Consider the following 24,756-nt stretch of genomic DNA (forward strand, 5'->3'; position numbering starts at 1 on the left):
GGTAGGGCCCTTCCGTCGTTTCCGGCCAGGAGCGGGCGGTCAGGGGGCCTGGGGCGGGTGATCAGGGCCTGTCGGTGAGCGCCTCGACCGCGCGCTTGGCCTCCAGGAGGTCCGAGCCGGTGGCGCGGCGGTGGGCGCGGATGGCCGCGACGGGGCGGCCGTCGCGGGCCAGGGCCCGTACCTCGTCCATCCCGGCCGGCTCCGGCTCGTCGATGCCGAAGTGCTCCAGGACCAGGCCCAGGCGCCGCTCCAGACGGTCCGCCCGGCGTTCCAGGGCCTTCGCGCGGAGGGTCACCGCAGAGGTGATCCAGGCGGCCGTGACGATCAGCGCGAGCAACAAGAACAGCGTGGTCATTCAGGTCCCCCCGGAATCAGCCCGTGCTCGCGAAGGTACTCCAGCTGGGCCCGAACGGACCATTCCGCGATCGGCCAGAGCGACCGGTCGACCTCGGCGTAGACGTACGCGACGACGGCCTCCGGGGTGAGGAAACCGTTCTCCACGGCGGTCTCGACCTGGGCCAGCCGGTGGGCGCGGTGGGCCAGGTAGAACTCGACGGCGCCCTGCGCGTCGTCCAGGACCGGACCGTGCCCCGGCAGCACCGTGTGGACCCCGTCGTCAACGGTGAGGGAGCGCAGCCGGCGCAGGGAGTCCAGGTAGTCGCCGAGCCGGCCGTCGGGGTGCGCGACGACGGTCGTACCGCGCCCGAGGATGGTGTCGCCGGTCAGCACGGCCCGGTCGGCGGGCAGGTGGAAGGAGAGCGAGTCGGAGGTGTGCCCCGGCGTCGGGACCACGCGCAGCTCCAGGCCGCCGACGTGGACGCCCTGGCCCGCGGACAGGCCCTCGTCGCCCAGGCGCAGCGCCGGGTCCAGGGCGCGCACCTTGGTGCCGGTGAGCTCGGCGAAGCGGCCGGCGCCCTCCGCGTGGTCGGGGTGGCCGTGCGTGAGGAGGGTCAGGGCGACCCGCTTGCCGGCCTCCTCGGCGGTACGGATGACCGCCCGCAGGTGCCCCTCGTCCAGCGGGCCCGGGTCGATGACGACGGCCAGATCGGAGCCGGGCTCGGAGACCAGCCAGGTGTTGGTGCCGTCCAGGGTCATGGCGGAGGCGTTGGGGGCCAGGACGTTGACCGCGCGGGCGGTGGCGGGCCCGGAGGAGACCACTCCTCGGGGCTGGCCGGGCAGGGCAGCGGCGTCGGTCATGCGGTGGCACCTCCGGGGCGTCCGAGCCGGACGCGCTTGGTGAACTCATCGTGCCCCGGCCAGCTGAGCACCACATCCCCGTCCTCCAGGGCGGCCTCGGCGAGGACCGGGGCCAGGTCCTGGTGTGCGGCCCCGGCCAGGGCGTGGGCGGCGCTCTCGTACGGTTCCAGGGACCGCAGCGTGGAGATGGTGGGCGGCATCATCAGCAGCTCGCCCTTGTCGTACCCGGCGGCCGCCTCCGCGGGGCGGATCCACACGGTCCGGTCGGCCTCGGTGGAGGCGTTGCGGGTGCGCTGGCCCTCCGGGAGGGCGGCGACGAAGAACCAGGTGTCGTAGCGGCGGGGTTCGAACGCGGGGGTGATCCAGCGGGCCCAGGCCCCGAGCAGGTCCGAGCGCAGCAGCAGCCCGCGGCGGTCGAGGAACTCGGCGAACGACAGTTCCCGGGCTACGAGGGCCAGCCGGTCGGCCTCCCAGTCGTCGCCGGTGGTGTCGCCGACGACGGTGTCGGGGGCTTCGCCGGCGAGCAGGACGCCGGCTTCCTCGAAGGTCTCGCGGACGGCTCCGCAGACGATGGCCTGGGCGCTACGGGGGTCCGTGCCGAGCCGGTCCGACCAGTGCGCGAGGGACGGTCCCGCCCAGCCGATGCGGTGGTCCTCGTCACGGGGGTCGACCCCGCCGCCGGGGTAGGCGTAGGCGCCTCCCGCGAAGGCCATGGAGGTGCGGCGGCGCAGCATGTGCACGGCGGGACCCGCGTCGGTGTCCCGCAGCAACAGCACGGTGGCGGCGCGTCTGGGTTCGACGGGGGTGAGGGAACCGTCCGCGAGCGCGCGGATCCGGTCGGGCCACTCCGGGGGGTACCACTGGCCGCCGGCGGGGGCGGTCCCGTGCGGTTGCGGCTGCTGCTGTCCCTGCTCACCGTTGGGCATGGCCGGATGCTACGGCCATCCGCCCCGATGTTCGAGTGCCCCCACCCCGCCACCCCTGCCCGGACCACCGCGGGGGCGGCCGGACCCGGGCCCGGGTACCCCCGCCGGAGCGGTGCACCCGCGCGCGGCCGCGCCCGGAGCCCGCAACGGCGGGCCGGCAGGGGCGGAACCGGCGGAAGGAACCGCCGGCGGGGCCGTGAGCGAAGCCGGGACGCGCACGGCCGCGGACCGGGTCCGACGCGGCAGCCGGGGGCTGGAGCGACAGCCGTTCCCCGGCCCGGGCCGGAGGGCGGCCCCGGAGACCTGGGCAGGCTCTGGGGCGGCCCGGAGATCCGGTCCGGGGCGCGCCCGGACCGGGGCCGGCGCCGGCACGGCAGCCCGGGGGCGGGAGCGGGCAGCGGGGCCGCTGACCCGCGTCCCTCGCCTCCGCAGCCCCACAGCGCTGGTGCCCGCGAGGCCATCGCCGGCCCGGGCCGGAGGCCGGACGGGCGCCCGGGGGGGGAACGGTCCAGGGGCGCGCACAGGGGCTGGTGCCCGCGAGGCCATCGCCGGCACGGGGCGGAGGCCGGACGGCTGCCTGGGGGGGAACGGTCCAGGGGCGCGCACACGGCACCAGGGCCGGGGCCGGGGCCGCAGCGCGGGTCCGCCGGAGCGGTATAGCGACGCGCCCCACGCGAGCTGAGCCTGAAGACCGCGACGGGCGGCGGCAGGAACCGCCGCGGGGGCCGGAAGAAGCGAACTCCTGGCCGGCCCGCAGGCCGCAGGCCGCAGGCCGCAGGCCGCAGGCCGCAGGCCGCAGGCCGCAGGCCGCAGGCCGCAGGCCGCAGGCAGGGGAATCCGAGCCCGGACGCGCACGAGCCGGGGCCGGAGCGGGGACCCGGGGACCGGGACCCGGCGGAGCGGCAGCACTTACCCGCCCGCACGGCCGGAGCCCGGGCCGCGCACGCAGGGCCAGGGCCCGGGCGGCAGCGCGGGGCATCCCGCCGGAGCAGCAGAGATACGCGCGGCCGGAGCCGGAGCCAGGCGGCCCCGGCTCCGCGGCTCGGACCGGGACACCGCCCCGCGGCGCCGGTGAACCCGCGGAGCGGGAGGCCGGGCCGCAGGGGCCGGGGGTCAGGCGTCCGGGGTGAGTTCGACCTGGATTTCGACCTCGACCGGGGCGTCCAGCGGCAGTACCGCCACGCCGACCGCGCTGCGGGCGTGCACGCCCTTGTCGCCGAGCACGGCGCCCAGCAGCTCGCTCGCGCCGTTCAGCACGCCCGGCTGGCCGGTGAAGTCCGGGGCGGAGGCCACGAAGCCGACGACCTTCACCACGCGCGCGATCTTGTCCAGGTCGCCGATCAGCGACTTGACGGCGGCCAGGGCGTTCAGGGCGCAGGTCGCGGCCAGCTCCTTGGCCTGCTCCGCCGAGACCTCGGCGCCGACCTTGCCGGTGACCGGCAGGCTGCCCTTGACCATCGGGAGCTGACCGGCGGTGTACACGTACACGCCCGACCGGACGGCCGGCTGGTACGTGGCCAGCGGCGGCACGACCTCCGGCAGGGTCAGGCCGAGCTCGGCCAGCTTCGCCTCGACCGTCCCGCTCATGCGGCCTTCTCCCGCTTCATGTAGGCCACGAGCTGCTCGGGGTTGTTCGGCCCGGGCACGACCTGGACGAGCTCCCAGCCGTCCTCGCCCCAGGTGTCCAGGATCTGCTTGGTGGCGTGGACCAGCAGCGGGACCGTCGCGTATTCGAACTTCTTGGTCATGGGAGCGAGGGTAGTGCCTGTCGCGCGGGCCCCTCGCGCGGCCTCGTTCCCCGGCCCGGAACACGAACCGTCCGGCCGACTCGTTAGGCTCGGACGCTGTGAGCAGGCTCCAGGTGGTCAGCGGCAAGGGCGGCACCGGCAAGACCACGGTCGCCGCCGCACTCGCGCTCGCCCTCGCACGCGAGGGCGGACGGACTCTGTTGGTGGAGGTCGAGGGCAGGCAGGGCATCGCGCAGCTCTTCGGTGCGCAGGCGCTCCCGTACGAGGAGCGGAAGATCGCCGTCGCGCCGGGCGGCGGCGGTGAGGTGTACGCGCTCGCCATCGACGCCGAACGGGCGCTGCTGGACTACCTCCAGATGTTCTACAAGCTCGGCTCGGCCGGCCGGGCGCTCAAGAAGCTCGGCGCGATCGACTTCGCGACGACCATCGCGCCCGGCCTGCGCGACGTCCTGCTGACCGGCAAGGCCTGCGAGGCGGTGCGGCGCAAGGACAGGGCCGGGCGGTACGTCTACGACCACGTGGTCATGGACGCGCCGCCGACCGGGCGGATCACCCGCTTTCTGAACGTCAACGACGAGGTGGCCGGGCTCGCCCGGTTCGGGCCGATCCACAACCAGGCGCAGGCCGTCATGAAGGTCCTCAAGTCCCCGGAGACGGCCGTCCACCTGGTCACCCTGCTGGAGGAGATGCCGGTCCAGGAGACGGCGGACGGGATCGCCGAACTGGAGGCGGCCGGGCTCCCCGTGGGCCGGGTCGTCGTGAACATGGTCCGCCCGCACCACCTGGACGAGGAAGCCCTGGGCGCCGCGGCCGGCGAGCGCCGCACCGATGTGGCGAAGGCCCTGTCCCGCGCGGGTCTGGGCGGCTCGCGCCGCGGCGGCCTGGCCGAGCGGCTGGTGGACCCGCTGCTGGCGCAGGCCGCCGAGCACGCGGGCCGGGTGCGGCTGGAGCGGGAGCAGCGGACCGTACTGGAGGGGCTGGACGTGCCGACGTACGAACTGCCCCTGCTCGGCGCGGGCATGGACCTGGCCGGTCTGTACGAGCTGGCGACGGAACTGCGCAAGCAGGCGGTCGACGCATGACCGAGCGGTCCACGAGGACGGGCGAGCCGACGACCGGGAAGCTGGTGGATGACGAGATGGGCCTGGACACTCCGCCCGCACTGGCGGTCGACGCGCTGCTGGACGACCCGAAGACCCGGATCATCGTGTGCTGCGGCTCGGGCGGCGTCGGCAAGACCACCACCGCGGCGGCACTCGGCGTCCGGGCGGCGGAGCGCGGCCGGAAGGTGGTCGTGCTGACCATCGACCCGGCGCGCCGGCTGGCCCAGTCGATGGGGATCGCCTCGCTGGACAACACGCCGCGCAAGGTCGCGGGGGTGTCGGGCGACGGCGGCGAACTGCACGCCATGATGCTCGACATGAAGCGCACCTTCGACGAGATCGTCGAGGCGCACGCGGAGGGGGAGCGGGCCCGGGCCATCCTGGCGAACCCCTTCTACCAGTCCCTGTCGGCCGGTTTCGCGGGCACGCAGGAGTACATGGCGATGGAGAAGCTGGGCCAGCTGCGGGCGCGGGACGACTGGGACCTGATCGTGGTCGACACCCCGCCGAGCCGGTCCGCGCTGGACTTCCTCGACGCGCCGAAGCGGCTGGGGTCCTTCCTGGACGGGAAGTTCATCCGGGTGCTGATGGCTCCGGCGAAGGTCGGCGGGCGGGCCGGGATGAAGTTCCTGAACGTCGGCATGTCGCTGATGACCGGCACGCTGAGCAAGCTGATGGGCGCCTCGCTGCTGAAGGACGTACAGACCTTCGTGGCCGCCATGGACACGATGTTCGGCGGCTTCCGCACCCGCGCGGACGCCACTTTCCGGCTGCTCCAGGCCCCGGGTACGGCCTTCCTCGTGGTCGCCGCGCCCGAGCCGGACGCCCTGCGCGAGGCGGCGTACTTCGTCGAGCGGCTGGCGGCGGAACGGATGCCGCTGGCCGGCCTGGTACTGAACCGGGTCCACGGCAGTGACGCCGAACAGCTCTCCGCGGAACGGGCGTTGGCCGCCGCAGAGAATCTTGAGGACTCCGGCATTGTCGATCAGGAGTCCGGGAAAGCTGGACTTCGTGACTCGGACGCGGACACCGGCACTCCCGAGACCGGCTCCCCCAGCGCCGTCGACGCCGACGTGGACGAGATCACCGCGGGACTGCTGCGCCTGCATGCCGAGCGGATGCAGCTGATCGCGCGCGAACAGCGCACGCGGGACCGCTTCACCTCACTGCACCCCGAGGTGGCGGTGGCCGAGGTGGCCGCCCTGCCCGGCGATGTGCACGACCTCGCCGGGCTGCGGGCCATCGGAGAGCAGCTCGCGACCGGGGTTCCGGCCGGAGCGTAGGCGTTCGTACGTGCGGCTGGGGGCGGTTTACCCGGCTGCCGCGTACGTCTCGTACGGAACGTCGATCTCCGCGTCGACATCCATGGTGAGGATGTCCGTACTGCGCTCGTACTCCGTGCGGGCGGTTTCGAGCAGCCGTCGCCACGAGGTGACGGTGGGACGCCGGCGCAGCAACGCGCGACGCTCCCGCTCGGTCATTCCGCCCCATACTCCGAACTCGACACGGTTGTCGAGCGCGTCGGCCAGGCACTCGGTCCGCACCGGACATCCGGTACACACCGCCTTGGCCCTGTTCTGTGCCGCTCCTTGAACGAACAGTTCATCCGGATCGGTAGTGCGGCAGGCTGCCTGCGCACTCCAGTCGGTAACCCAGCCCATCCCGGCGCCGTCCTCTCCCGAATCGAGGCTCCCCCACGGCGGTAGCGGCATATTCACCGCTGCCAGTTGAGGACGTTACGGAAGGCGGGCACAGTGCAACACCCCCGACGGGCCCAATCTTGAATGGTCCGAACGGACTATGGGTAAGCGGCAGATCACCCGACGGAGTGATCCGACGACATGCCCGACCATTCCGGCGATTCGGGTGAAATCGGAGAATCACCGCTGGGCACCGTCCGAGTGAACGGCGGGATTCGGACATCAGTCCATCCCATTCGGCAGGGGTGAAAATCAAGCCGAGGGGTTGATGTCGCGCCGGGCTGCTGTGACAGTTGGGGACAGCTTAGGCCAAGGCATTCGCGCATGTCCGGCGAATGAGAACGTAGGCTGCCCTCCATGGGAAAGAAGCGCTCGGGCGGCGGGCTCACGGGGCCGCAACAGGCCGCCAAGTTCCTCGGGGTGTCTGTTCTCTCCGGAGTCGTACTGGCCGGCATCGCGATCCCGGGCGCCGGCGCCCTGGGCCTCGCGGCCAAGGGGACGGTCGAGGGATTCGACGAGATCCCGGCCAATCTCAAGACACCTCCGTTGAGCCAGCGCACCACGATTCTGGACGCGGAGGGTGGCTTGATCGCCACCGTCTATTCACGGGACCGGCAGGTCGTCCCGCTGACGGCCATCTCCCCGTACATGCAGAAGGCGATCGTCGCCATCGAGGACTCCCGTTTCTACGAACACGGCGCGGTCGACCTCAAGGGCATCCTGCGCGCGGTCAACCGCAACGCGCAGGAGGGCGGCGCGGCCCAGGGCGCGTCCACGCTCACTCAGCAGTACGTGAAGAACGTCTTCGTCGAGGAAGCCGGCGACGACGAGTCGAAGGTGCGCGAGGCGCAGGAGAAGAGCCTCGGGCGGAAGATCCGCGAGCTGAAGTACTCGATCCAGGTCGAGGAGGAACTCGGGAAGAAGAAGATCCTCGAGAACTACCTCAACATCACCTACTTCGGCCAGCAGGCGTACGGAATCGAGTCCGCGTCCCAGCGCTACTTCAGCAAGCCGGCCAAGGACCTGACCCTGGACGAGTCCGCGCTGCTGGCCGGCGTGGTGCAGTCGCCGACCCGGTACGACCCGGTCAACGACTCCCAGGAGGCGATGAAGCGCCGCAACGTCGTCCTCCAGCGGATGGCCGACATGAAGGACATCTCGCAGGCGGAAGCCGACGAGGCGAAGGAGAAGCCGGTCACGCTCAAGGTGACCCGGCCCAAGAACGGCTGCATCACCGCCGTGAAGGGCGCCGGCTTCTTCTGCGACTACGTGCGCAACACGTTCCTGACCGACCCGGTGTTCGGCAAGACCCGCGAGGAGCGCGCCAAGCTCTGGAACCGCGGCGGCCTGACCGTACGTACGACCCTCGACCCGCAGTCGCAGGACTCGGTCAACGAGTCCATCAAGGACCACGTCCACCAGGACGACAAGGTCGCGACGGCCGTCACCCTGGTACAGCCCGGCACCGGCCGGGTGCTCGGCATGGGGCAGTCCAAGCCGTACGGCTTCGGCAAGGACGAGACGCAGATCAACTACTCCGTCGACAAGCGGATGGGCGGCTCCAACTTCGGCTTCCCGACCGGCTCCACCTTCAAGCCGTTCGTCGCGGCCGCGGCCATCGAGCAGGGCATGCCGCCCACCAAGATGTACGCCTCCCCGCACGACATGGAGTACCCGAGCGGCGTGCAGACCTGCGGCGACAAGCCGTGGGTCAACGACAGCAAGCCCAAGGACCGGGTGGAGAACGAGTCGGAGTCCGAGGTCGGGCCGTACGGAATGAGGGAGGCGATGGCCAAGTCGGTCAACACCTACTTCGTCGAGATGATCAGCGACATCGGGCTGTGCCCGGTCACCGAGATGACCACCAAGCTCGGCGTCGTCCCGGCCGACGGCGCCAAGCTGCCGGAGGTCCCGGCCATCGCGCTCGGCACCCAGGGCATGTCCCCGCTGACCATGGCCAACGCCTACGCGACCTTCGCCAACCGGGGCGTGCGCTGCACCCCGATCGCCATCGAGTCGATCACCGACGCGCACGGCAAGGCGCTCTCCGTCCCCAAGTCGCAGTGCGAGCGGGTGATGTCGGAGAAGACGGCCGACACCATCAACACCCTGCTGCTCGGCGTGGTCGACTCCGGTACGGGCGCCCAGGCGGGTCTCACCGACCGGCAGAGCGCGGGCAAGACGGGTACCACCGAGAACCGCTACAACGCCTGGTTCGTCGGGTACACCCCGAACATGGCCGGCGCGACCTGGGTGGGCTCCGCGGGCCTCAAGCAGGTGTCGATGGAGAACATCACCATCGGCGGCGAGTTCTACGACAAGGTCTACGGTGGCGGGCTGCCCGGCCCGATCTGGAAGCAGGCGGTGACGGGCGCGCTGGCGGGCCGGGAGAACCAGAGCTTCTCGACGCTGTTCATCGCCGACACCGCCTCCCCGTCCGGGGGCGCCCGCGGCAACCGGCCGGCCAGCCCCACCCCGGCGAAGCCGGCCAAGCCGGGGAAGCCGGGCAAGCCCGGACGGGACGGCAAGCCGGGCGACGGCGATCCGGGCGGGGCGACGATCGCCGGAACCGGCGGCGACGTTCCCGTCGACCCCTTCCCCGGGCTGCCCATCCCGCCGGGCACGATCGGCGGCGACGTCCAGTAGCCCCTTAGTACGAGGCCCTGTATGAGGGAGGCCCGCGCCGGATGATCCGGCGCGGGCCTCCCTCATGTACGCATGTACGCCTGCTCGGCCAGGTAGGCCTGGTAGGCGGGCCCGCCTAGGACAGCCGCTGCTTGACGGCCGCGGCGACGCGGCCGCCGTCCGCCAGCCCGGCGACCTTCGGGTTCACGATCTTCATGACGGCGCCCATGGCCCGCGGCCCCTCGGCCCCGGCCGCCTTCGCCTCCGCGACGGCCTGCGCCACGATCTCGCCGAGCTCCTCGTCCGTGAGCTGCTTGGGCAGGTACTGGTCGAGGAACTCACCCTCCGCGAGCTCCCGCGCCGCCGACTCGGCCCGACCACCCTGGCTGAACGCCTCCGCGGCCTCGCGGCGCTTCTTCGCCTCCTTGGCGATCACCTTGAGGACTTCGTCGTCGGAGAGGACACGCGCTTCCTTGCCCGCGACCTCCTCCTTGGTGATGGCGGCGAGGGTCAGTCGCAGCGTGGACGAGCTGAGCTCGTCGCGCGCCTTGATGGCAGCGGTGAGGTCTTCCTGGAGCTTGGCCTTGAGCGTGGTCATGCACCGAGTCTGCCAGGTGCGGCGGCGTCGGCGCCCGCCGGTTTTCCGTAGGGGTGACACGGGGTGCGACGATGGGGGCATGCGTGCGCGTTACGGAGTACCCCTGAAGGTCACCGCCGGGATCGCGGCGGTGGGGGCCGCGGGTGTGGCCTATGCGGCCGGATTCGAGGCGCGGTCGTTCCGGCTGCGCCGGGTGACGGTCCCCGTCCTCCCCGCCGGAATGCGGCCCCTGCGGATACTGCAGGTGTCGGACATCCACATGGTCGGCGGGCAGCGCAAGAAGCGCGCCTGGCTCCAGTCGCTCGCAGGGCTGCGCCCGGACTTCGTGGTGAACACGGGCGACAACCTCTCCGACACGGAGGGCGTGCCGGAGGTGCTGGACGCCCTGGGTCCGCTGATGTCCTTCCCCGGTGTGTACGTCTTCGGTTCGAACGACTACTACGGGCCGCGGCTGCGCAACCCCGGTCGCTACCTGATCGAGAAGGCGCAGGGCCGGCACGGGCTGAACGGCAACAAGCCGGTCGTCGGCGCCGTGCACAACCCGTGGGAGGAGTTGCGCGACGCCTTCGACGCGGCCGGCTGGCTGAACCTGACCAACACGCGGGCCCGGATGAAGCTGGACGGGCTGGAGCTCGCCTTCACCGGCCTGGACGACCCGCACATCAAGCGGGACCGCTACGCGATGGTCGCGGGCGGCCCGGAGGCGGACGCCGACTTCTCGATGGCGGTGGTGCACGCCCCGTACCTGCGCGTCCTCGAAGCCTTCACCGCCGACCGCTACCCGCTGATCCTGGCCGGTCACACGCACGGCGGGCAGCTGTGCATCCCCTTCTACGGGGCCCTGGTGACCAACTGCGACCTGGACACCGACCGGGTCAAGGGCCTGTCCACGCACACGGCGAACGGCAACCGGTCGTACCTGCACGTCTCGGCGGGCTGCGGCACCAACCGCTTCACCCCGGTCCGCTTCGCCTGCCCGCCGGAGGCCACCCTCCTGACGCTGACCCCCGCCCAGCCCGGCTGACCGGCCCGCGGGCGCCCCGCGAAAACCGGATTTCGTCTCCGGCCGACGGTCCGCTAAAGTAATCGATGTCGCCAGGACAGCACACGCTGCACAGGTGACGATCGGGGTGTAGCGCAGCTTGGCAGCGCGCTTCGTTCGGGACGAAGAGGTCGTGGGTTCAAATCCCGCCACCCCGACTTCGTAAGCAGGAAGGGCTTGATCCGCATGACGGATCAGGCCCTTCCTGCGTCTCCGCGTCTTTTCCGCGCGCCCGCCCGCCGGTTGGGGTGTGCCCGGGCCCGAGGTCCGTGCCGTTTTGCCTTCCTCCCCCGTCTCCGCGCCCGTGCGCCCGGCGGTCCGGGGCGGCCGGGGCGGGCCGCCCGGATGTCTCCGACCGTGTTCCGGACCGAGGTGCTCGGCGGCCTGGTGGTCGCGCTGGCGCTGATCCCCGAGGCGCTCTCCTTCTCGATCATCGCGGGGGTCGACCCGGCCATGATCTCGGCCGCGACCGGCGCGCCGTCGCGCTCGTGATCGCTCCGCCCAACCGGGAGCACGGCCTCGGCTACCTGATCGCATGATCGACCTGTCGTCCGCCCACGTCTGGGACGCCTCGCCCGTCGCCGCCCTCGACGCCGTCGAGGCCAAGTACCGCCGGCGCGGCAAGGCCGTGGAGATCACCGGCCCGAACGGGCGCACCGCCCGCCTGCACGGAACGCTCAGCGGCGAACTCTCGCCCGGCCACTGACGGGGCACCGCCCGGGCACCACCGCCGGCCGGAGACCCCCACCGGCCTGACCCGCGCGCCGACGGACCCGGTCCCGTAGCTCGACCGGTTCGATACACGGTGCATTCAATACACTGTTGTATCGTTCTGGCATGGCTCCATCGAAGACTGCTGCCGCCGATTCCGGACGGCCGCCCCGGCGGCGGGTGCACACGCGTGAGCGGCTGCTCGACGCCGCTGGGCGGGTGCTGGTCGAACAGGGTTACGCGAAGACCAGCATCGAGGACATGTGCGCGGCGGCCGGGTACACCCGGGGGGCCTTCTACTCCAACTTCGAGAGCAAGCAGGACCTCGTCCTCGCCCTGTTCGACCGCCACTCCGCGCACCGGCTCGATCAGTTGGAAGGACTGCTGCGGGATCCGGCGCCGGGGGCGGCACGCCGGATCGGGGAACTGCTCCTGGCAGTCGATCCGGACGAACGGGGCTGGATCCTGCTGTTCCTGGAGTTCCGGCTCGACGCGGCCCGCACCCCGGAGCTCAGCATGCGGCTGCACGAACACGACAGGGCTGTCACCGGGGCCCTCGCCGCCCTGCTGGAGCGCACCGGAACGCGCGTCGGCGCACAGAGCCTCGCCGTGTTCCTGCTGGCCTCCCGAGAGGGCATTCTCGCCCGGACCGCCGCAGGCGGAGCCGGCGGCGAGGAAGCACTGGGCGCCGCCGTCGAGGTACTCGCCGTACTGCTGCCCACCCTGCTGCCCTGCCTTGAACAGGCGCCCTGAACGTCAACTGAGAGACGTGATGCACGCAACCGCCCAGTCGGACCCGCGGCGCTGGAAAGCGCTGATATTCATCGGCATCGCCCAGTTGATGGTCGTGCTCGACACGACCATCGTGAACATCGCCCTGCCCTCGGCCCAGCACGACCTGGGCATCTCCGACGGCAACCGCCAGTGGGTGATCACCGCCTATTCGCTGGCCTTCGGCAGCCTGCTGCTCTTCGGCGGCCGCATCGCCGACCTGACCGGCCGCAGACGTGCCTTCATCATCGGACTGCTCGGCTTCGCGGGCGCGTCCGCGCTGGGCGGCCTGGCGGTCAGTCCCGGGATGCTACTCGCCGCCCGCGCCCTGCAAGGCGTCTTCGGCGCGCTGCTCGCGCCCGCCGCGCTGTCGTTGCTCGCGGTCACCTTCACCGAGGCCAGGGAACGGGCGAAGGCGTTCGGGATCTACGGCGCGATCTCCGGTGCGGGCGGTGCCGTCGGCCTGATCATGGGCGGGGTGCTGACCGAGTACCTGAACTGGCGCTGGGCGCTCTTCGTCAACATCCCGTTCGCCGTCGCGGCCGTGGTCGGCGCAGTCACCGTGGTCCGTGAGCCGGCCGGCGCCCGCAACGGCGCCCGCCTGGACCTCCCCGGTGTCGTCCTCGCCACCACCGGCCTGCTGTCCCTGGTGTACGGGTTCACCCGCGCCGAGTCCGACGGCTGGACCGCCCCCGTCACCCTCGGCTTCTTCTTCGCCTCGGTGGCCCTGCTCGGAACGTTCCTCTTCGTCGAGCGGCGGGTCACGGCCCCCCTGCTACCGCTCCGGGTGGTGACCGAACGCAACCGGGGCGGAATCTACCTCTCGCTGGGCCTGTCCGTCATCGGCATGTTCGGCCTCTTCCTGTTCCTCACCTACTACCTGCAGATCGTGAAGGGGTACACGCCGGTCGTCGCCGGATTCGCCTTCCTGCCCATGGTGGTGGGGATGGTGATCGGATCGACGCAGATCGGTACCCGTCTGATGACCCGGCTGCCGCCGCGCCTGCTGATGGGGCCCGGCTTCCTGACGTCGGCCCTCGGCATCGCGCTGCTCACCCAGATCGAGGTCGACAGTTCGTACGTGGGCCTGGTGCTGCCCGCGCAGGTGCTCCTCGGCCTGGGAATGGGTACGGCCTTCATGCCGGCGATGAGCCTGGCCACCCGCAGCGTGCAGCCACAGGACGCCGGCGTGGCCTCTGCCATGGTCAGCACCTCCCAGCAGGTCGGCGGCTCCATCGGCACCGCCCTGCTGAACACCATCGCGGCCGGCGCGACCACCGACTGGCTCGCCTCCCACGCCCGTTCCGGCGCGGACGCGGCCCGGCTCGCGAACGAGGCCGCGGTGCACGGCTACGCCACCGCGATCTGGTGGGCGGTCGGCATCCTCGTCGTGGCCGCGGTCGCCGCCTTCCTCCTCATCGACGCCAGGCAGCAGAACGGCAGTTCCCAGCCCGGTGGCGCCGGGACGGACGGGGCCGACGCCGTGCCGGTGGCAGCCGGCCACTGATCGCGCTGACGCGGGAGGAGCCGCCGGATACCATCCGGCGGCTCCTCCCGCGTATCACCCCACGCCCACCTACCGGTTCGTGAGTACCGCCTTCATCACCGAACCGTCCGCCACCGCGGCGAGCGCTGCCTCGTGGTCGTCCAGCGAGTAGGACGACACCAGGCTGCCCAGGTCGAAGCGCGCTGTGAGGGCGGGCAACAGGCGTACGTACTCGACGAGGTGCGCCCCGGTGAACGCCCAGGATCCGACGACGTCGAGCTGCCGGTGCACGATCTGGTGCGGGTTGAGCAGGGTGTCACCGGCATCCGTGTACTGGCCGATGACCAGGTAGGAGCCGCCGCGGCGGGCGAGGGTGAGGCCCTGGGCGACGGCGGCGGGCACACCCGCGCACTCGATGACGAGGTCGGCTCCGGCGCCCCCCGTCTCTGCGAGGACCCGGTCCCGGACGGCCGCACTGCCGCCGGGCGCGGTGATGTCGATGTGTACGTCGCCGATGCCGGCGGCGGCCGCGAGGGCCAGGCGGCTGTCGGGACCCCCTACGACGATGACCTTCGCGGCCCCGGCGAGCCGCGCGAACGCGGCGGCCGCCAGGCCCACCGGGCCGCTGCCCTGGACCACGACCGTCTCACCGAGGCGGACCGGCCGCCGCTCGTAGAGGGCGTGCACGACGGTCGGCCCCGCGCAGGCCAGGGACATGGCTGCGAGCGGGTCGATGGCGTCGTCAAGCTTCACGACGGTGGTACCGGGCTGGAGCACGATGTACTCGGCCCAAGCGCCGGAAAGCTCGGGGCCGTCGGCGGTGGAGCGGTTCACCCCGTAGGTGCGGCGGTTCTCGCAGAGGGTCGGTTCCCGGTGCAGCCGGCACGCCACACAGGTGCCGCAGGCGATCGAGGAGGCCCACATCACGGTGTCGCCGGTGTGCAGCGCGGCCCCGGTGGCGTCGTGAGCGGGGGCGCCCCGGCCCAGCTCGTGGACCGTGCCCAGGCCCTCGTGGCCCAGGACCAGCGGGGTGGGGATCGGCAGATGGCCCTGCTGGAGGTGCAGGTCGGTGCCGCAGATGCCGCCGTGGCGGCAGGCGACGAGCATTCCCCCGGCCGGGGCGGGCGGGACTTCGTACTCCCGCAGGGCCGGCGGCCGGCCGAACTCCTCCAGGACGACGGCCTTTGCGCGCATCACGCCGGCACCCCTTCGAGGGCGTCGAGGAAGGGGACGTCGAGGGTCCGCAGCGGCTCGGTGTCGCGGCACACGACGTAGTCGGGCCGCGGTTCACCGGGGTAGCTCGGCAGGTTGGCGGTGTCGTTGTAGGTGGCGATGAGCAGGCGGCGCGGGAAGGGCGACATGTTGGGTGCGGAGCCGTGCACGATCTCGGGTGAGAAGAAGACGAGGGATCCGGCCGGGCCCTTGGGACTGACCATGCCGCGCCCGGCGACCAGGACGGAGAGCTGGTCGGGGGTGAGTGCGATGTCGTCCGGGTCCAGGTGCTGCGCGGACTTGGCCTCGGCAGCACGGCTGTCGCGCACCAGGCCGGAGCGGTGCGAGCCGGGCAGGAAGATGACGGGGCCGTTGAATTCGTCGACCGCGTCGAGGAAGACCCCGACGTTGACCTGGAGCGGGGCAGGCAACCGGTCTGCGATGCGCCAGGCGACGTAATCCTGGTGCCAGGACCACTTCTCGCCGCCGAACGCCGGCTTGGCGTTGATCTTGAACTGGTAGACGTAGACGTCGTCCGTGAGGAGCTGCCGCACCGGCCCGAGCACCCTAGGGTCCCGGATCAGCCCGGCGTACTCGGGCTGCCGCTGGTGCGAGGCGTACACCGCGCGCACCTCGTCGCGGGACTCCTCCCTGATCACCTGCGGGCCGCGGACGTCACAATCGCGCAGGAACGCGGCTCGCAGCCGATCCACCTCCCGCTCGTCCAGGGCGGACTCCACGAGGAGGAATCCGTCCTCGCGGTACCGGGCGATCTGTTCTTCACTGAGATGCATGGGTTTCCTCCGTATGACGGTGTGTATCGGCGCGGGGCGTGATCGGTGCCGACGTGATCGGTGCGGACCGGGCGCGAGCGGCGGGGCGCTCAGCCCATGAAATTGCCGCCGTCGACGACCAGTTGCTGCCCCGTCACATAGCGGCCCGATCGGCCGACGAGAAACTCCAGGGAATCGGCGACGTGCTCGACGGTGCCTATGGAGCGCAACGGGATCTGCGCGAGCACCCGGGCCCGCCGGGCGGGGTCTTCCAAGCCGTACCGCTCGACCACCTCAGGAGTGTCGGTGAACCCGGGAATGAGCGAATTGACCCGGATCGCGGGCGCGAGCTCCAGCGCCAGGCAGCGGGTGAAGTGCAGGAGTCCCGCTTTGCTGGCGCAGTAGTTCACCCCGTTGGCCCGCGGGCGGATGCCCGTGGTCGCACCGACGTTGACGATCGTGCCCCGGCCCGCCGCCACCATCGCCGGGGCGAGGGCCCGGGTCAGGCGGAACGGTCCGGACAGGTTGGTGGCAACGACCTGGTCCCAGTCCTGATCACTGAGTTCCAGGAACGGCCGGTCCCGGTTGATGCCGGCGTTGTTCACCAGCACCTCGGGAGCGCCGTGCTCGGCCAGGAGCCGTTCGCACACGTCACGTACCTCGTCCGGGCGAGCCACGTCGACCTGGTGGGTGTCGATCCGGCCTGCTCCGAGAGCAGCCGCCTCGTGAGCGGCCTGGTGGTCGCCTCGGTAAAGGGCGGCCACCCGGTGACCGAGGCGCGCCAGCCGCAGGCTGAGAGCGAGGCCGATGCCCCGGGTGCCGCCGCTCACCACGGCCAGGGATCCGGGCATGTCAGAACGGCCGGTCGCCGGCGATGGCGGTGCGGTCCGCGACCCGGCGGTGCGGATGATAGTCCGAGGTGGCGTAGTGCTGTACGGCCCGGTTGTCCCAGAAGGCGATGGACTTCGCCTCCCAGCGGAAACGCACCTGGTATTCGGGGTACTCCAGCTGACGGAAGAGGTAGGCCAGCAGCTCCTCGCTCTCGTCGGCCGGAAGTCCCGCGACGTGCGTGGTGAAGATCGACGTCAGGAACAGGGTCTTGCGACCGGTCCTCGGGTGGGTGCGCACCAGCGGGTGCTCCACCGGCGGGTAGACCGCTTGGAAGTGCGCCCGCTGCTCGTCGGTCATCAGCTCGCGGTAGTTCGCCGACGGCGTGAAGTCGTTGACCGTCTTCAGCCCGTCGATGCGCACCTTCACCTCGACGGGGAGGTTGTCGTAGGCCGCCGCCGCATCGGTGAACAGCGTGTCGCCGCCGCCCCCTCCGGGAAGTTCCACCATGCGCAGGACGGCGCCCATCGGGGGGCGCTCGACCCAGGGGAAGTCATAGTGCCAAACGTTCTCGAAGCCGGGGTTCCGCTTGCCCTTCTCCAGCCGCACGACGTCCTCGCCCGTGCCCGCCGGCAGGAACGGGTGACCCTCGATCCGGCCCCACCGGCAGGCGAAGGCCCGCTGCTGGTCGGCGGTCACGTCCTGCTCGCGGAAGAACAACACCTTCCATTCGAGCAGGGCCCGGTCGAGCTCGGCGAACACCTCGTCGCTCAACGGGGCGCACAGGTCGATGCCGTGGATCTCGGCGCCGATCAGCGGTCCCGACGGGCGCACCTCGAAGTGCTCGTACGGCCCGCCCTGCTGTCCCTCGGCGAGCCGGCGCAGCAGCCGGGGACCGTGGTAGTCCGTCCGGCCCTCGATGCCGCGGCGGGCCAGTGACCGTACGGCTGCCAGCTCGGCGCCGACGGCCTCCGTCTCGGGGTGGGTCGGGATGATCGTCATGCGGATGAACCTCCTGGTCCTCGTGGCGCGGGTGCGCCGCGGTGGTGGGGCTGCCGCCCCGGGCTGTCGTTACGCGCTGGTGGACCGCAGCCGAGCGGCCAGGGTCAGCCCGATATCCGCCAAGGCACGCGGGCGCATCATCCGGTGGTGGGTGGCGGGCACGTCGTGCGACGCGATGGCTCCCTCGATGTGCGCCGCCCAGGCCAGCGCCGTGCTGCGGCCCGCTTCGTACGGATCGTCGGGGTCGGTCTCCGCGGCACGGAAGAACAGCAGGTCGCCACGGAACACGCCCGGCCTGAAAGCGGCCATCAGGTCGATGTTGTTGCGATAGACGTCGAGGAGTGCGGCGCGGGCCGTGTCGTCCCCGAAGGAGAACGCCTCATCGCCCGCCGACTGGAGGAGCGAGCGGTCGAACTCCTCCTCGCTGACCTCGGGCAGGTCGGGACGGAGCCGGTCGTCGACGGGATACGAGTCCACCATCACGAGCAGGTCGACCGTCGCGCCGCCCCGCTCTAGGAGGGTGGCCATGGCGTGCGCCACGAGACCGCCGAAGGACCAGCCGAGCAGCCGGTAGGGGCCTTCGGGCCGCACCGCGCGGATCTGTGCCACGTAGTCCGCGGCCATCTCGTCGACAGTGGCCGGAAGGCCGGGCGCTTCCCCGGGCCCGCGCGCCTGGAGCGCGTAGACGGGCTGGTCGTGGTCGAGGTACGGCACGAGCCCCGCGTACGGCCAGCCCATTCCGGCGGCCGGATGGACGCAGAACAGCGGCGGACGGGAGCCCTGCGCGCGCAACGGCAGCAGGGTGCGGGGCGCGCTGCCGGACGAGGGGTCGGCGACTCTTAGGGCGAGCCCGGCCGCGGTCGGGGACTCGAACAGGGCGTGCACCTCCAGCGGCGTCCGGAGGGCGGTCCGGATCCGCGCGACGAGGCGGGCGGCGAGGAGGGAGTGCCCACCGAGGTCGAAGAAGTTCTCGTCGACGCCGACCGAGTCCAACTCCAGTACCTGGGCGAACAGGGAGCACAGGACGCGCTCGTGCTCGGTGGCCGGTTCGCGGGCCGGGGCGGCCCCGGTGAGCCGGGGGTCGGGAAGTGCCCGGCGGTCCAGCTTCCCGTTCGGGGTCAGCGGAAGCTCCGCCAGCTCCACGACGGCCGAGGGCACCATGTGGGCCGGCAATATCCCCCGTACGAAGTCGCGCACCGCAGCCGTGTCGCAGCCCGGCGTCTGCGACACGACGTATCCGACGAGCCGCCGGTCCCCGGGCCTCACCTCGCGGGCCACCACCTCGGCGTGGGCGATTCCGGGGCAGGCTGCGAGGGCCGCCTTGATCTCACCGGGCTCGATCCGGAAGCCACGGATCTTGATCTGCTCGTCGGAGCGGCCGTGGTACTCCAACTGGCCGTCGGGCAGCCAGCGGACCACGTCGCCGGTACGGTACATACGGCTTCCCGGCGCCCCGTACGGGTCCGCGACGAACCGTTCCGCCGTCAGCCCCGGGCGGTTCAGATAGCCCCGGGCCACCCCGGCCCCGGCGAGGTACAGCTCTCCTCGTACGCCCTCCGGCACCAGGCGCAGCCCGGCGTCCAGGACGTACGCCCGGATGTTGGGGATCGGCCGGCCGATCGGCGCCGCCGCCGGCCACCCGGCCACGTCCGCCGCCATGGTGTGGGACGTCACCAGGTGCGTCTCGCTCGGGCCGTAGTGGTTGTGCAGCCGGCGCCCGGCCTGGCTGCCCACGAACTCCCGCACCTGGCGGCTCGGCGTGAGGGCCTCGCCGCCCTGCGCCAGGACCCGCAGCGACGGAATGGTCCGCCCCTGAGCGAGGGCCGCCTCGCACAGGGCCTCCAGGACGAGGTTGGGGGCGAAGAATTCGTTCACGCCCTCCTCGTCCAGCCAGGCGGCCAGCAGCTCGGGGTCGCGCCGGACCTCGTCGGCCGGTACCACCAAGGTCTTGCCGAACAGCAGCGCGGACAGGATCTCCTGTACCGACACGTCGAAGCTGAGCGCGGTGAACTGGGCGATCCTGGTCCCAGGGGCCGACGGGAATGCCTCGTCGTGCCATGTCAGAAGGTTGACCACCGCCTGTCCCGGCATCACCACGCCCTTGGGCCGGCCGGTCGTACCGGAGGTGTAGATGACGTACACCGGATGCGCCGGGTCGAGCCGGTCCCGCCGGCTGTCCTCGATCTCCGTGCCGTCTTGGCCTTCCAGCTCGGCCAGGGTGCCGGGCGCGTCGAGGATGAGCTGCGGGGCGTCCGTGCGCGGTACCAGCGAGGCCGTGTCGGCGGTGGTCACCACGACCGCCGGGGCGGTGTCGCCCAGCATGAACGACAACCGCTCCGCGGGGTATTCGGGGTCGACCGGCAAGTAGCAGCCGCCGGCCTTGAGGACGGCGAGGACCGCGACGGCGAGCCCGGCAGAGCGGGGCAGCGCGAGGGCGACGATCCGCTCGGGGCCGACACCCCGGGCGATGAGGAGCCGGGCGAGCCGGTTCGAGGCGGTATCCAGCTCCTGGTAGGTCAACGTCGCCTCCGCCGAGACGACGGCCGGCAGGTCCGGAGCCTTCGCGGCTTGCCGGGCGAACAGCTCGGGCAGGGTGGCTTCGCGGTACTTCCGTTCGGGGCCGCCGAGCTCGGTGAGCAGTCGGACCTCCTCGCTCTCGGTGAGCAGCTCCACGGCGCCGACCGGGGTGTCGCGGTCGGCGATGAAGGCGCGCAGGAAGCGCAGGAAGCGCTCGTGGTGCGCAGCGAGTTCGTCGGCGTCGTAGCGGGCTGAGTTGGCGACGAGATCGATGCGCAGCCCCCGGCCGTCCGCCCGGTCGAAGGCCGTGAACGACAGGTCCTCCACGAGCCCCTGGGTCAGGTGGTGTGCGGTGGCGGGCTGCCCGGCGAAGTACAGGTCGTAGTCGAAGGCCATGATGTTGACCATCGGCCCGGACCGGTAGCGCCCCGTGTCCGGCAGGCCGAGGTCGCGCGCCAGATGCTCGCCCCGGTGGCGCTGGTGCCGGATCATCCCCCGGAACGCGCCGGCGACTTCGCGGACCAGCTCGTACACCGTGAGGTCGGGGCGGACCGTGACGCGCAGGGGCAGGACGTTGGAGTACATCCCCGGCATGGTGCGCGCCGCGGTGTCGGTGCGGGCGGCCATCGGCAGGCTGAGAATGACGTCCTGTTCACCAGAGAGCCGGTGCACCTGGGCGGCCGCGGCGGCGATCACGAGGACGGACCAGTGGGTGCGTGCCGTCCGGGCCGCCGCTTTGAGTGCCTCGGTCTCGGCCTCGGAGAGGCGGCCGCTGTGGCTGATCTGCCCTTGCCCGGCCGACCCGCCCGCCGACCGGACGGCGAGGGTCGGGACCTCCGGCCCGTCGGCGAACCGGGTCGTCCAGTACGCCCGGTCGGCCGCGCCCCGGTCGGAGGTCTGGTAGTCCGCGTCGTCCACCAGCATGTCCCGGACGGACCCGAACCGGCCCGCAGGCATGGGAAGGCCGGCGGTCGTCGCGGTGTAGAGCTCGGACACCCGCTGGGCGATGAGCGCACCCGTGTGCCCGTCCGCGACGGCGTGGTGGGCGCTGAGGTACCAGAAGGCACGCTCCGGTCCCAGGGTGAACAGCGCGTAGGAGAAGAGCGGCCCTCGGGAGAGGTCCATCCGGCGGGCGAGGTCGGCCTGCATCCACGCCTCGGCGGCGGCGGCCGGGTCCGGTTCACCGCTGACGTCGTGGACCGGGAACTCCCAGTCGCGGAAGACGCTCACGTACTGCCGGGGCTCACCGTCCTCCTCGACGAACCGGGCGTGCAACGGGACGGCCTCCGCGACCGCCTGCCGCACGGCCGCTTCGAAGTCCCGCCGGTCGATGGGCCCCTGGAGTTCCAGGTACTCCCCGATGCGCTGCTGCGGGGCGGCCGGATCGACCTGCTCGGCCAGCCACATCTCGCGCTGTGCCGTCGACACGGGAAGGTGCATGCCGCCGGGTCCGGACCGTGACACTTGTCCCACACTCCTCATATCGCGCGCCGATCGGCGGCTTGTCGCCGAATGCAAGGACGGAATGTGGATGGCGCACGGAAAGCCGGGACGCCAATACGCATAGCGCCGCGAACCCCCCGGGCCAGTGCAGCACCACCCGCCCCCACCTGCAAGAAGAACGCTAGACCGGGTCGCTAAACCGGCGCATGCGCACCACTGACATTTCATGCCGCTAAAGCGCTTATAAACGGAGCGGGGTGTCATGCTCCAGGAGGACGGAAATCCGCGGAACAGGCTCTAGATTCGCGCTCTATGAACATTTCTGCGCCTCCCCGGCCGGGGCCGGCTCCTCCTCCTGCGCCGCCGCGCCCGGCGCCGCGCACGCTCCGTGACCGGGCGACCCCCGCGTCCCGGCCGCGCGTTCCCACCCTCGCCGCATACGCCTGCCTGTTGATCGGACTGATCGACCTGGCAGCCGCCGTCTTCCCCGGCTTCCGCCACAACCGGGTGCGGCTGCTGGCCGGTCAGCTACCGGGTGGAACCACGACCGTGGCCTCGGTCGGCTCGCTGATGGTCGGCGTGCTGCTCGTACTGCTGGCGCACGGGCTGCGCCGCCGCAAGCGGCGCGCCTGGCGGGCTGTCACGGTGCTGCTCCCGGTGGGCGGCCTGCTGCACCTGCTGCGGTGGCACACCACGGCCGCCGCCGTGGTGTCGTTCGCACTGCTCCTGGTGATGTTGGCCTACCGCAGGGAGTTCTACGCGCTGTCCGACCCGCGCACGCGCTGGCGAGCGCTCCTGAACTTCGTCACGGTGGGCGGCGTCTCCCTGGCATTGGGCATGCTGATCACCAATGCGCACCCGGACTTCGAGGCCCGCTCGCCCTCCCTGGAGGAGCGGCTGCGACACACCGCGTACGGCCTGTTCGGGGTCGAGGGACCGGTTCGCTACACCTCCGAGCGGATCGGGGACCTGGTCGGCTACTCACTCGGCGCGCTCGGTCTGATCACCCTGCTGACCACCTCCTACCTGTTCCTGCGGCCCGAGAAGCCGAGGGCGGAGCTCTCCGCGGGCGATGAGGCACGGGTGCGGGAGCTGCTCGAGCGGCACGGGGCGCGCGACTCGCTGGGGTACTTCGCCCTGCGACGCGACAAGAGCGTGCTGTTCTCGCCGACCGGCAAGGCCGCCATCGCCTATCGCGTCGAGTCCGGCGTGATGCTCGCCTCCGGCGACCCCATCGGCGACGTCGAGGCATGGCCGGGGGCAGTCAAAGTGTTCATGGACGAGGCCAGGCGGCACGCCTGGGTGCCCGCCGTGATCGGGTGCGGCGAGACCGGCGGCGAGGTGTGGACCCGTGAAGCGGGGCTGGACGCCCTGGAGCTGGGCGACGAAGCGGTCGTACACACCGCGGACTTCTCGCTCGGCGGGCGGGCCATGCGCAATGTGCGGCAGATGGTCAAGCGCGTCGAGCGCAATGGCTACTCCTGCAAGGTCCGCCGAGTCTGCGATCTCGAGGACGCGGAGCGGGCGCGGATCGCGGCTGCCGCTGCCCGCTGGCGCGGCACGGACATCGAGCGCGGCTTCTCCACCGCCCTCGGCCGCTTCGGCGACGCGCAGGACACCGGCTGTGTGGTGGTCACCGCGCACCAGGTCGCGGCCGACGGGGCAGGAGAGCCGGGGGAGGCGGGAGAAGGGGGAAAGATGCCGGAAACCGACGACCTGAAGGCCGTGCTGCACTTCGTACCGTGGGGGCCCGAGGGGATCTCCCTGGAGCTGATGCGTCGGGACCGCGCCGCCGACCCCGGCCTCAACGAGTTGCTGATCGTGGCCGTTTTGCAGGCGGCGCCCGCGCTCGGGATCCGCCGGGTGTCACTCAACTTCGCGATGTTCCGCTCGGCCCTGGCCCGGGGGGAACGGCTGGGCGCGGGGCCGGTGTTGCGGGCCTGGCGGTGGCTCCTCGTCCTGCTCTCGCGCTGGTTCCAGATCGAGTCGCTCTACAAATTCAACGCGAAGTTCCAGCCGGAGTGGGTACCGCGGTACGTGGTCTTCCCGCACAGCCGCGATCTGCCCCGGATCGGACTCGCGGCGATGCAGGCGGAGGCCTTCCTCACCCTCGGCCTGCCGAAGTGGGTCCGCAAGCCGCTGCAACACGGGCTCGCGGTCGCGCGGACGAAGCCTCCGGCCCCGCGCGCGGAGCGCGCCGCGGGGCCGGACGAACCGTAGAGCGTGCTGCCGGTCGGGCACCGGGGCCCGTTCAGCAGGCGAGATGGGCGAGGGTGCGCTCTTCGAGGTGGGCGTCCCGCGCCAGGACGGCCTGCTGCAACTGCCGGAGCCGGGGACCCGGTTCGATGCCCAGCTCATCGATCAACACGCGCCGGATGCGGTTGTAGATCATGAGGGCTTCGGCCGGGCGGCCGTTGCGGTAGAGCGCGAGCATCAGAAGGCCGGAGAAGGTCTCCCGCATCGGTTGTTCGTCGATCAACCCGTAGAGCTCGCCGATCAGCGGCTTGTGCCGGCCCAGAAGCAGTTCCGTCTCGGCCCGCTCCTCCAGGGCGGCCGACCGCTTCTCGTCCAGTTGGTGGCCCAGGCTCTGCAGTGCCGGCACCGTGCGCAGGTCCGCCAGGGCCGGCCCGGCCCACAGCCCGAGCGCCTGGGACAGCAGCATCGAAGACTCCTCCAGCCGACCGGCCGCCCGCAGTTCCCCGGCCCGCAGGCACAGCGATTCGAAGCGGTGCAGGTCCAAGCTGAACGGAGCAAGCTCCAGCATGTAGCCGGGCGGCCGGGTCAGCAGCCGGGACGCGTCGAAGCCCGCATCCGTCAGGTGTTTGCGCAGCCGGGAGACGTAAACCTGCAGGGCGGTGGACGCGGTGCGCGGCGGCGTACCCGACCAGAGGGCCTCGATGAGCTGCGGCGCGGACAGCGGACGGCCCTCGTTCAACCCCAACAGGGCCAGCAGGGCCCGGAGTTTCAAGGCTTGCGGGGTACGCGACGTGCCGTCGGCCGTCTCCACCGCCAGTGCTCCGAGAACGCGAAAATACACGATCCTTCTCATCCCCCGTGGTCAAAGGGCCCGGAGT

Annotated in this window: 22 protein-coding genes and 1 tRNA gene; 10 read left to right on the forward strand and 13 right to left on the reverse strand. The window is 71.8% G+C overall.

Annotated elements, in window-relative coordinates; genetic code table 11:
- Positions 1-61: 61 nt before the first annotated feature.
- The 5 genes from ACZ4M3_RS09040 to ACZ4M3_RS09060 all read right to left on the reverse strand — a co-directional run bounded on the left by ACZ4M3_RS09040 (position 62) and on the right by ACZ4M3_RS09060 (position 3,871).
- On the reverse strand, positions 62-355 hold the full coding sequence (locus ACZ4M3_RS09040; protein ID WP_467730959.1) for a hypothetical protein: 294 nt from the start codon (positions 353-355) through the stop codon (positions 62-64).
- Complete coding sequence (locus ACZ4M3_RS09045; RefSeq protein ID WP_467730960.1) at positions 352-1,197, reverse strand: MBL fold metallo-hydrolase; 846 nt, start codon at positions 1,195-1,197, stop codon at positions 352-354. The genes ACZ4M3_RS09040 and ACZ4M3_RS09045 overlap by 4 nt, the downstream gene beginning before the upstream one ends.
- On the reverse strand, positions 1,194-2,123 hold the full coding sequence (locus ACZ4M3_RS09050; RefSeq protein ID WP_467730961.1) for an NUDIX hydrolase: 930 nt from the start codon (positions 2,121-2,123) through the stop codon (positions 1,194-1,196). Before ACZ4M3_RS09050 ends, ACZ4M3_RS09045 begins: the two co-directional genes overlap by 4 nt.
- Positions 2,124-3,236: 1,113 nt before the next feature.
- Positions 3,237-3,710, reverse strand: coding sequence for a RidA family protein (locus ACZ4M3_RS09055; protein ID WP_467730962.1), 474 nt, complete (start codon positions 3,708-3,710; stop codon positions 3,237-3,239).
- The gene (locus tag ACZ4M3_RS09060) at positions 3,707-3,871 is read right to left on the reverse strand and encodes a DUF4177 domain-containing protein (RefSeq protein WP_136216794.1); all 165 of its coding nucleotides are present in this window, start codon (positions 3,869-3,871) and stop codon (positions 3,707-3,709) included. Before ACZ4M3_RS09060 ends, ACZ4M3_RS09055 begins: the two co-directional genes overlap by 4 nt.
- Before the next feature lie 98 nt (positions 3,872-3,969).
- Here ACZ4M3_RS09060 and bagA point away from each other — a divergent pair, with 98 nt between their 5' ends.
- On the forward strand, positions 3,970-4,953 hold the full coding sequence (gene bagA, locus ACZ4M3_RS09065) for an ATPase BagA (RefSeq protein ID WP_467730963.1): 984 nt from the start codon (positions 3,970-3,972) through the stop codon (positions 4,951-4,953).
- Between the two features lie 56 nt (positions 4,954-5,009).
- On the forward strand, positions 5,010-6,257 hold the full coding sequence (bagB, locus tag ACZ4M3_RS09070) for an ATPase BagB (RefSeq protein ID WP_467731330.1): 1,248 nt from the start codon (positions 5,010-5,012) through the stop codon (positions 6,255-6,257).
- Positions 6,258-6,284: 27 nt separating this feature from the next.
- Here the strand turns inward: bagB and ACZ4M3_RS09075 are convergent, their stop codons facing one another.
- Positions 6,285-6,635, reverse strand: coding sequence for a WhiB family transcriptional regulator (locus tag ACZ4M3_RS09075; protein ID WP_467730964.1), 351 nt, complete (start codon positions 6,633-6,635; stop codon positions 6,285-6,287).
- 396 nt (positions 6,636-7,031) lie between these two features.
- Between ACZ4M3_RS09075 and ACZ4M3_RS09080 the strand changes: the two genes are divergently transcribed.
- Positions 7,032-9,320 (forward strand): transglycosylase domain-containing protein, encoded by a 2,289-nt coding sequence (locus ACZ4M3_RS09080; RefSeq protein WP_467730965.1) that lies wholly within the window; start codon positions 7,032-7,034, stop codon positions 9,318-9,320.
- A gap of 115 nt (positions 9,321-9,435) precedes the next feature.
- Here ACZ4M3_RS09080 and ACZ4M3_RS09085 read toward each other — a convergent pair whose 3' ends face one another.
- Positions 9,436-9,897, reverse strand: coding sequence for a GatB/YqeY domain-containing protein (locus ACZ4M3_RS09085; RefSeq protein ID WP_467730966.1), 462 nt, complete (start codon positions 9,895-9,897; stop codon positions 9,436-9,438).
- A gap of 79 nt (positions 9,898-9,976) precedes the next feature.
- Between ACZ4M3_RS09085 and ACZ4M3_RS09090 the strand changes: the two genes are divergently transcribed.
- The 6 genes from ACZ4M3_RS09090 (at position 9,977) to ACZ4M3_RS09115 (ending at position 13,928) form a co-directional block, all read left to right on the forward strand.
- Entirely contained in the window at positions 9,977-10,921 is a 945-nt protein-coding gene (locus tag ACZ4M3_RS09090; protein ID WP_467730967.1) for a metallophosphoesterase, read from the forward strand.
- Positions 10,922-11,023: 102 nt separating this feature from the next.
- Positions 11,024-11,097: transfer RNA gene (locus ACZ4M3_RS09095), tRNA-Pro, on the forward strand.
- Between the two features lie 187 nt (positions 11,098-11,284).
- Entirely contained in the window at positions 11,285-11,431 is a 147-nt protein-coding gene (locus ACZ4M3_RS09100) for a SulP family inorganic anion transporter (protein ID WP_467730968.1), read from the forward strand.
- Positions 11,432-11,474: 43 nt separating this feature from the next.
- Positions 11,475-11,645 carry a hypothetical protein gene (locus ACZ4M3_RS09105; protein WP_467730969.1) on the forward strand — a complete coding sequence of 57 codons (171 nt, stop codon included), beginning with the start codon at positions 11,475-11,477 and terminating at the stop codon, positions 11,643-11,645.
- Between the two features lie 131 nt (positions 11,646-11,776).
- Positions 11,777-12,403, forward strand: a complete 627-nt coding sequence (locus ACZ4M3_RS09110) for a TetR/AcrR family transcriptional regulator (RefSeq protein WP_467730970.1) — start codon at positions 11,777-11,779, stop codon at positions 12,401-12,403.
- Between the two features lie 19 nt (positions 12,404-12,422).
- Positions 12,423-13,928, forward strand: coding sequence for an MFS transporter (locus tag ACZ4M3_RS09115; RefSeq protein ID WP_467731331.1), 1,506 nt, complete (start codon positions 12,423-12,425; stop codon positions 13,926-13,928).
- Between the two features lie 69 nt (positions 13,929-13,997).
- Here the strand turns inward: ACZ4M3_RS09115 and ACZ4M3_RS09120 are convergent, their stop codons facing one another.
- The 5 genes from ACZ4M3_RS09120 to ACZ4M3_RS09140 form a co-directional block, all read right to left on the reverse strand.
- Positions 13,998-15,101: a zinc-binding dehydrogenase gene (locus ACZ4M3_RS09120; protein ID WP_467731332.1), complete on the reverse strand. Its 1,104-nt coding sequence runs from the start codon at positions 15,099-15,101 to the stop codon at positions 13,998-14,000.
- Positions 15,101-15,913: a phytanoyl-CoA dioxygenase family protein gene (locus tag ACZ4M3_RS09125; RefSeq protein WP_467730971.1), complete on the reverse strand. Its 813-nt coding sequence runs from the start codon at positions 15,911-15,913 to the stop codon at positions 15,101-15,103. The genes ACZ4M3_RS09120 and ACZ4M3_RS09125 overlap by 1 nt, the downstream gene beginning before the upstream one ends.
- Positions 15,914-16,002: 89 nt before the next feature.
- Complete coding sequence (locus ACZ4M3_RS09130; RefSeq protein WP_467730972.1) at positions 16,003-16,743, reverse strand: SDR family NAD(P)-dependent oxidoreductase; 741 nt, start codon at positions 16,741-16,743, stop codon at positions 16,003-16,005.
- 1 nt (position 16,744) lies between these two features.
- Positions 16,745-17,722 carry a TauD/TfdA dioxygenase family protein gene (locus ACZ4M3_RS09135; protein WP_467730973.1) on the reverse strand — a complete coding sequence of 326 codons (978 nt, stop codon included), beginning with the start codon at positions 17,720-17,722 and terminating at the stop codon, positions 16,745-16,747.
- Positions 17,723-17,791: 69 nt separating this feature from the next.
- Positions 17,792-21,667, reverse strand: coding sequence for an amino acid adenylation domain-containing protein (locus tag ACZ4M3_RS09140; protein WP_467730974.1), 3,876 nt, complete (start codon positions 21,665-21,667; stop codon positions 17,792-17,794).
- Positions 21,668-21,994: 327 nt separating this feature from the next.
- Between ACZ4M3_RS09140 and ACZ4M3_RS09145 the strand changes: the two genes are divergently transcribed.
- Positions 21,995-23,902 carry a phosphatidylglycerol lysyltransferase domain-containing protein gene (locus ACZ4M3_RS09145; RefSeq protein WP_467730975.1) on the forward strand — a complete coding sequence of 636 codons (1,908 nt, stop codon included), beginning with the start codon at positions 21,995-21,997 and terminating at the stop codon, positions 23,900-23,902.
- Positions 23,903-23,933: 31 nt separating this feature from the next.
- Here ACZ4M3_RS09145 and ACZ4M3_RS09150 read toward each other — a convergent pair whose 3' ends face one another.
- Entirely contained in the window at positions 23,934-24,719 is a 786-nt protein-coding gene (locus ACZ4M3_RS09150; protein WP_467730976.1) for an AfsR/SARP family transcriptional regulator, read from the reverse strand.
- Between the last annotated feature and the right edge of the window lie 37 nt (positions 24,720-24,756).

It is taken from the genome of Streptomyces sp. NPDC026522, assembly GCF_055567555.1.

Bases quoted from the DNA above. Each gene is read 5' to 3' on its own strand.
- ACZ4M3_RS09105 (WP_467730969.1), top strand. From the start codon at position 11,475: ATGATCGACCTGTCGTCCGCCCACGTCTGGGACGCCTCGCCCGTCGCC.
- ACZ4M3_RS09120 (WP_467731332.1), bottom strand. From the start codon at position 15,101: ATGCGCGCAAAGGCCGTCGTCCTGGAGGAGTTCGGCCGGCCGCCGGCC.
- ACZ4M3_RS09040 (WP_467730959.1), bottom strand. From the start codon at position 355: ATGACCACGCTGTTCTTGTTGCTCGCGCTGATCGTCACGGCCGCCTGG.
- bagB (WP_467731330.1), top strand. From the start codon at position 5,010: ATGGGCCTGGACACTCCGCCCGCACTGGCGGTCGACGCGCTGCTGGAC.
- ACZ4M3_RS09110 (WP_467730970.1), top strand. From the start codon at position 11,777: ATGGCTCCATCGAAGACTGCTGCCGCCGATTCCGGACGGCCGCCCCGG.
- ACZ4M3_RS09080 (WP_467730965.1), top strand. From the start codon at position 7,032: ATGGGAAAGAAGCGCTCGGGCGGCGGGCTCACGGGGCCGCAACAGGCC.
- ACZ4M3_RS09115 (WP_467731331.1), top strand. From the start codon at position 12,423: ATGCACGCAACCGCCCAGTCGGACCCGCGGCGCTGGAAAGCGCTGATA.
- ACZ4M3_RS09060 (WP_136216794.1), bottom strand. From the start codon at position 3,871: ATGACCAAGAAGTTCGAATACGCGACGGTCCCGCTGCTGGTCCACGCC.
- ACZ4M3_RS09075 (WP_467730964.1), bottom strand. From the start codon at position 6,635: ATGGGCTGGGTTACCGACTGGAGTGCGCAGGCAGCCTGCCGCACTACC.
- ACZ4M3_RS09135 (WP_467730973.1), bottom strand. From the start codon at position 17,722: ATGACGATCATCCCGACCCACCCCGAGACGGAGGCCGTCGGCGCCGAG.
- ACZ4M3_RS09100 (WP_467730968.1), top strand. From the start codon at position 11,285: ATGTCTCCGACCGTGTTCCGGACCGAGGTGCTCGGCGGCCTGGTGGTC.
- ACZ4M3_RS09050 (WP_467730961.1), bottom strand. From the start codon at position 2,123: ATGCCCAACGGTGAGCAGGGACAGCAGCAGCCGCAACCGCACGGGACC.
- ACZ4M3_RS09085 (WP_467730966.1), bottom strand. From the start codon at position 9,897: ATGACCACGCTCAAGGCCAAGCTCCAGGAAGACCTCACCGCTGCCATC.
- ACZ4M3_RS09125 (WP_467730971.1), bottom strand. From the start codon at position 15,913: ATGCATCTCAGTGAAGAACAGATCGCCCGGTACCGCGAGGACGGATTC.
- ACZ4M3_RS09090 (WP_467730967.1), top strand. From the start codon at position 9,977: ATGCGTGCGCGTTACGGAGTACCCCTGAAGGTCACCGCCGGGATCGCG.
- ACZ4M3_RS09055 (WP_467730962.1), bottom strand. From the start codon at position 3,710: ATGAGCGGGACGGTCGAGGCGAAGCTGGCCGAGCTCGGCCTGACCCTG.
- ACZ4M3_RS09045 (WP_467730960.1), bottom strand. From the start codon at position 1,197: ATGACCGACGCCGCTGCCCTGCCCGGCCAGCCCCGAGGAGTGGTCTCC.
- ACZ4M3_RS09145 (WP_467730975.1), top strand. From the start codon at position 21,995: ATGAACATTTCTGCGCCTCCCCGGCCGGGGCCGGCTCCTCCTCCTGCG.
- ACZ4M3_RS09130 (WP_467730972.1), bottom strand. From the start codon at position 16,743: ATGCCCGGATCCCTGGCCGTGGTGAGCGGCGGCACCCGGGGCATCGGC.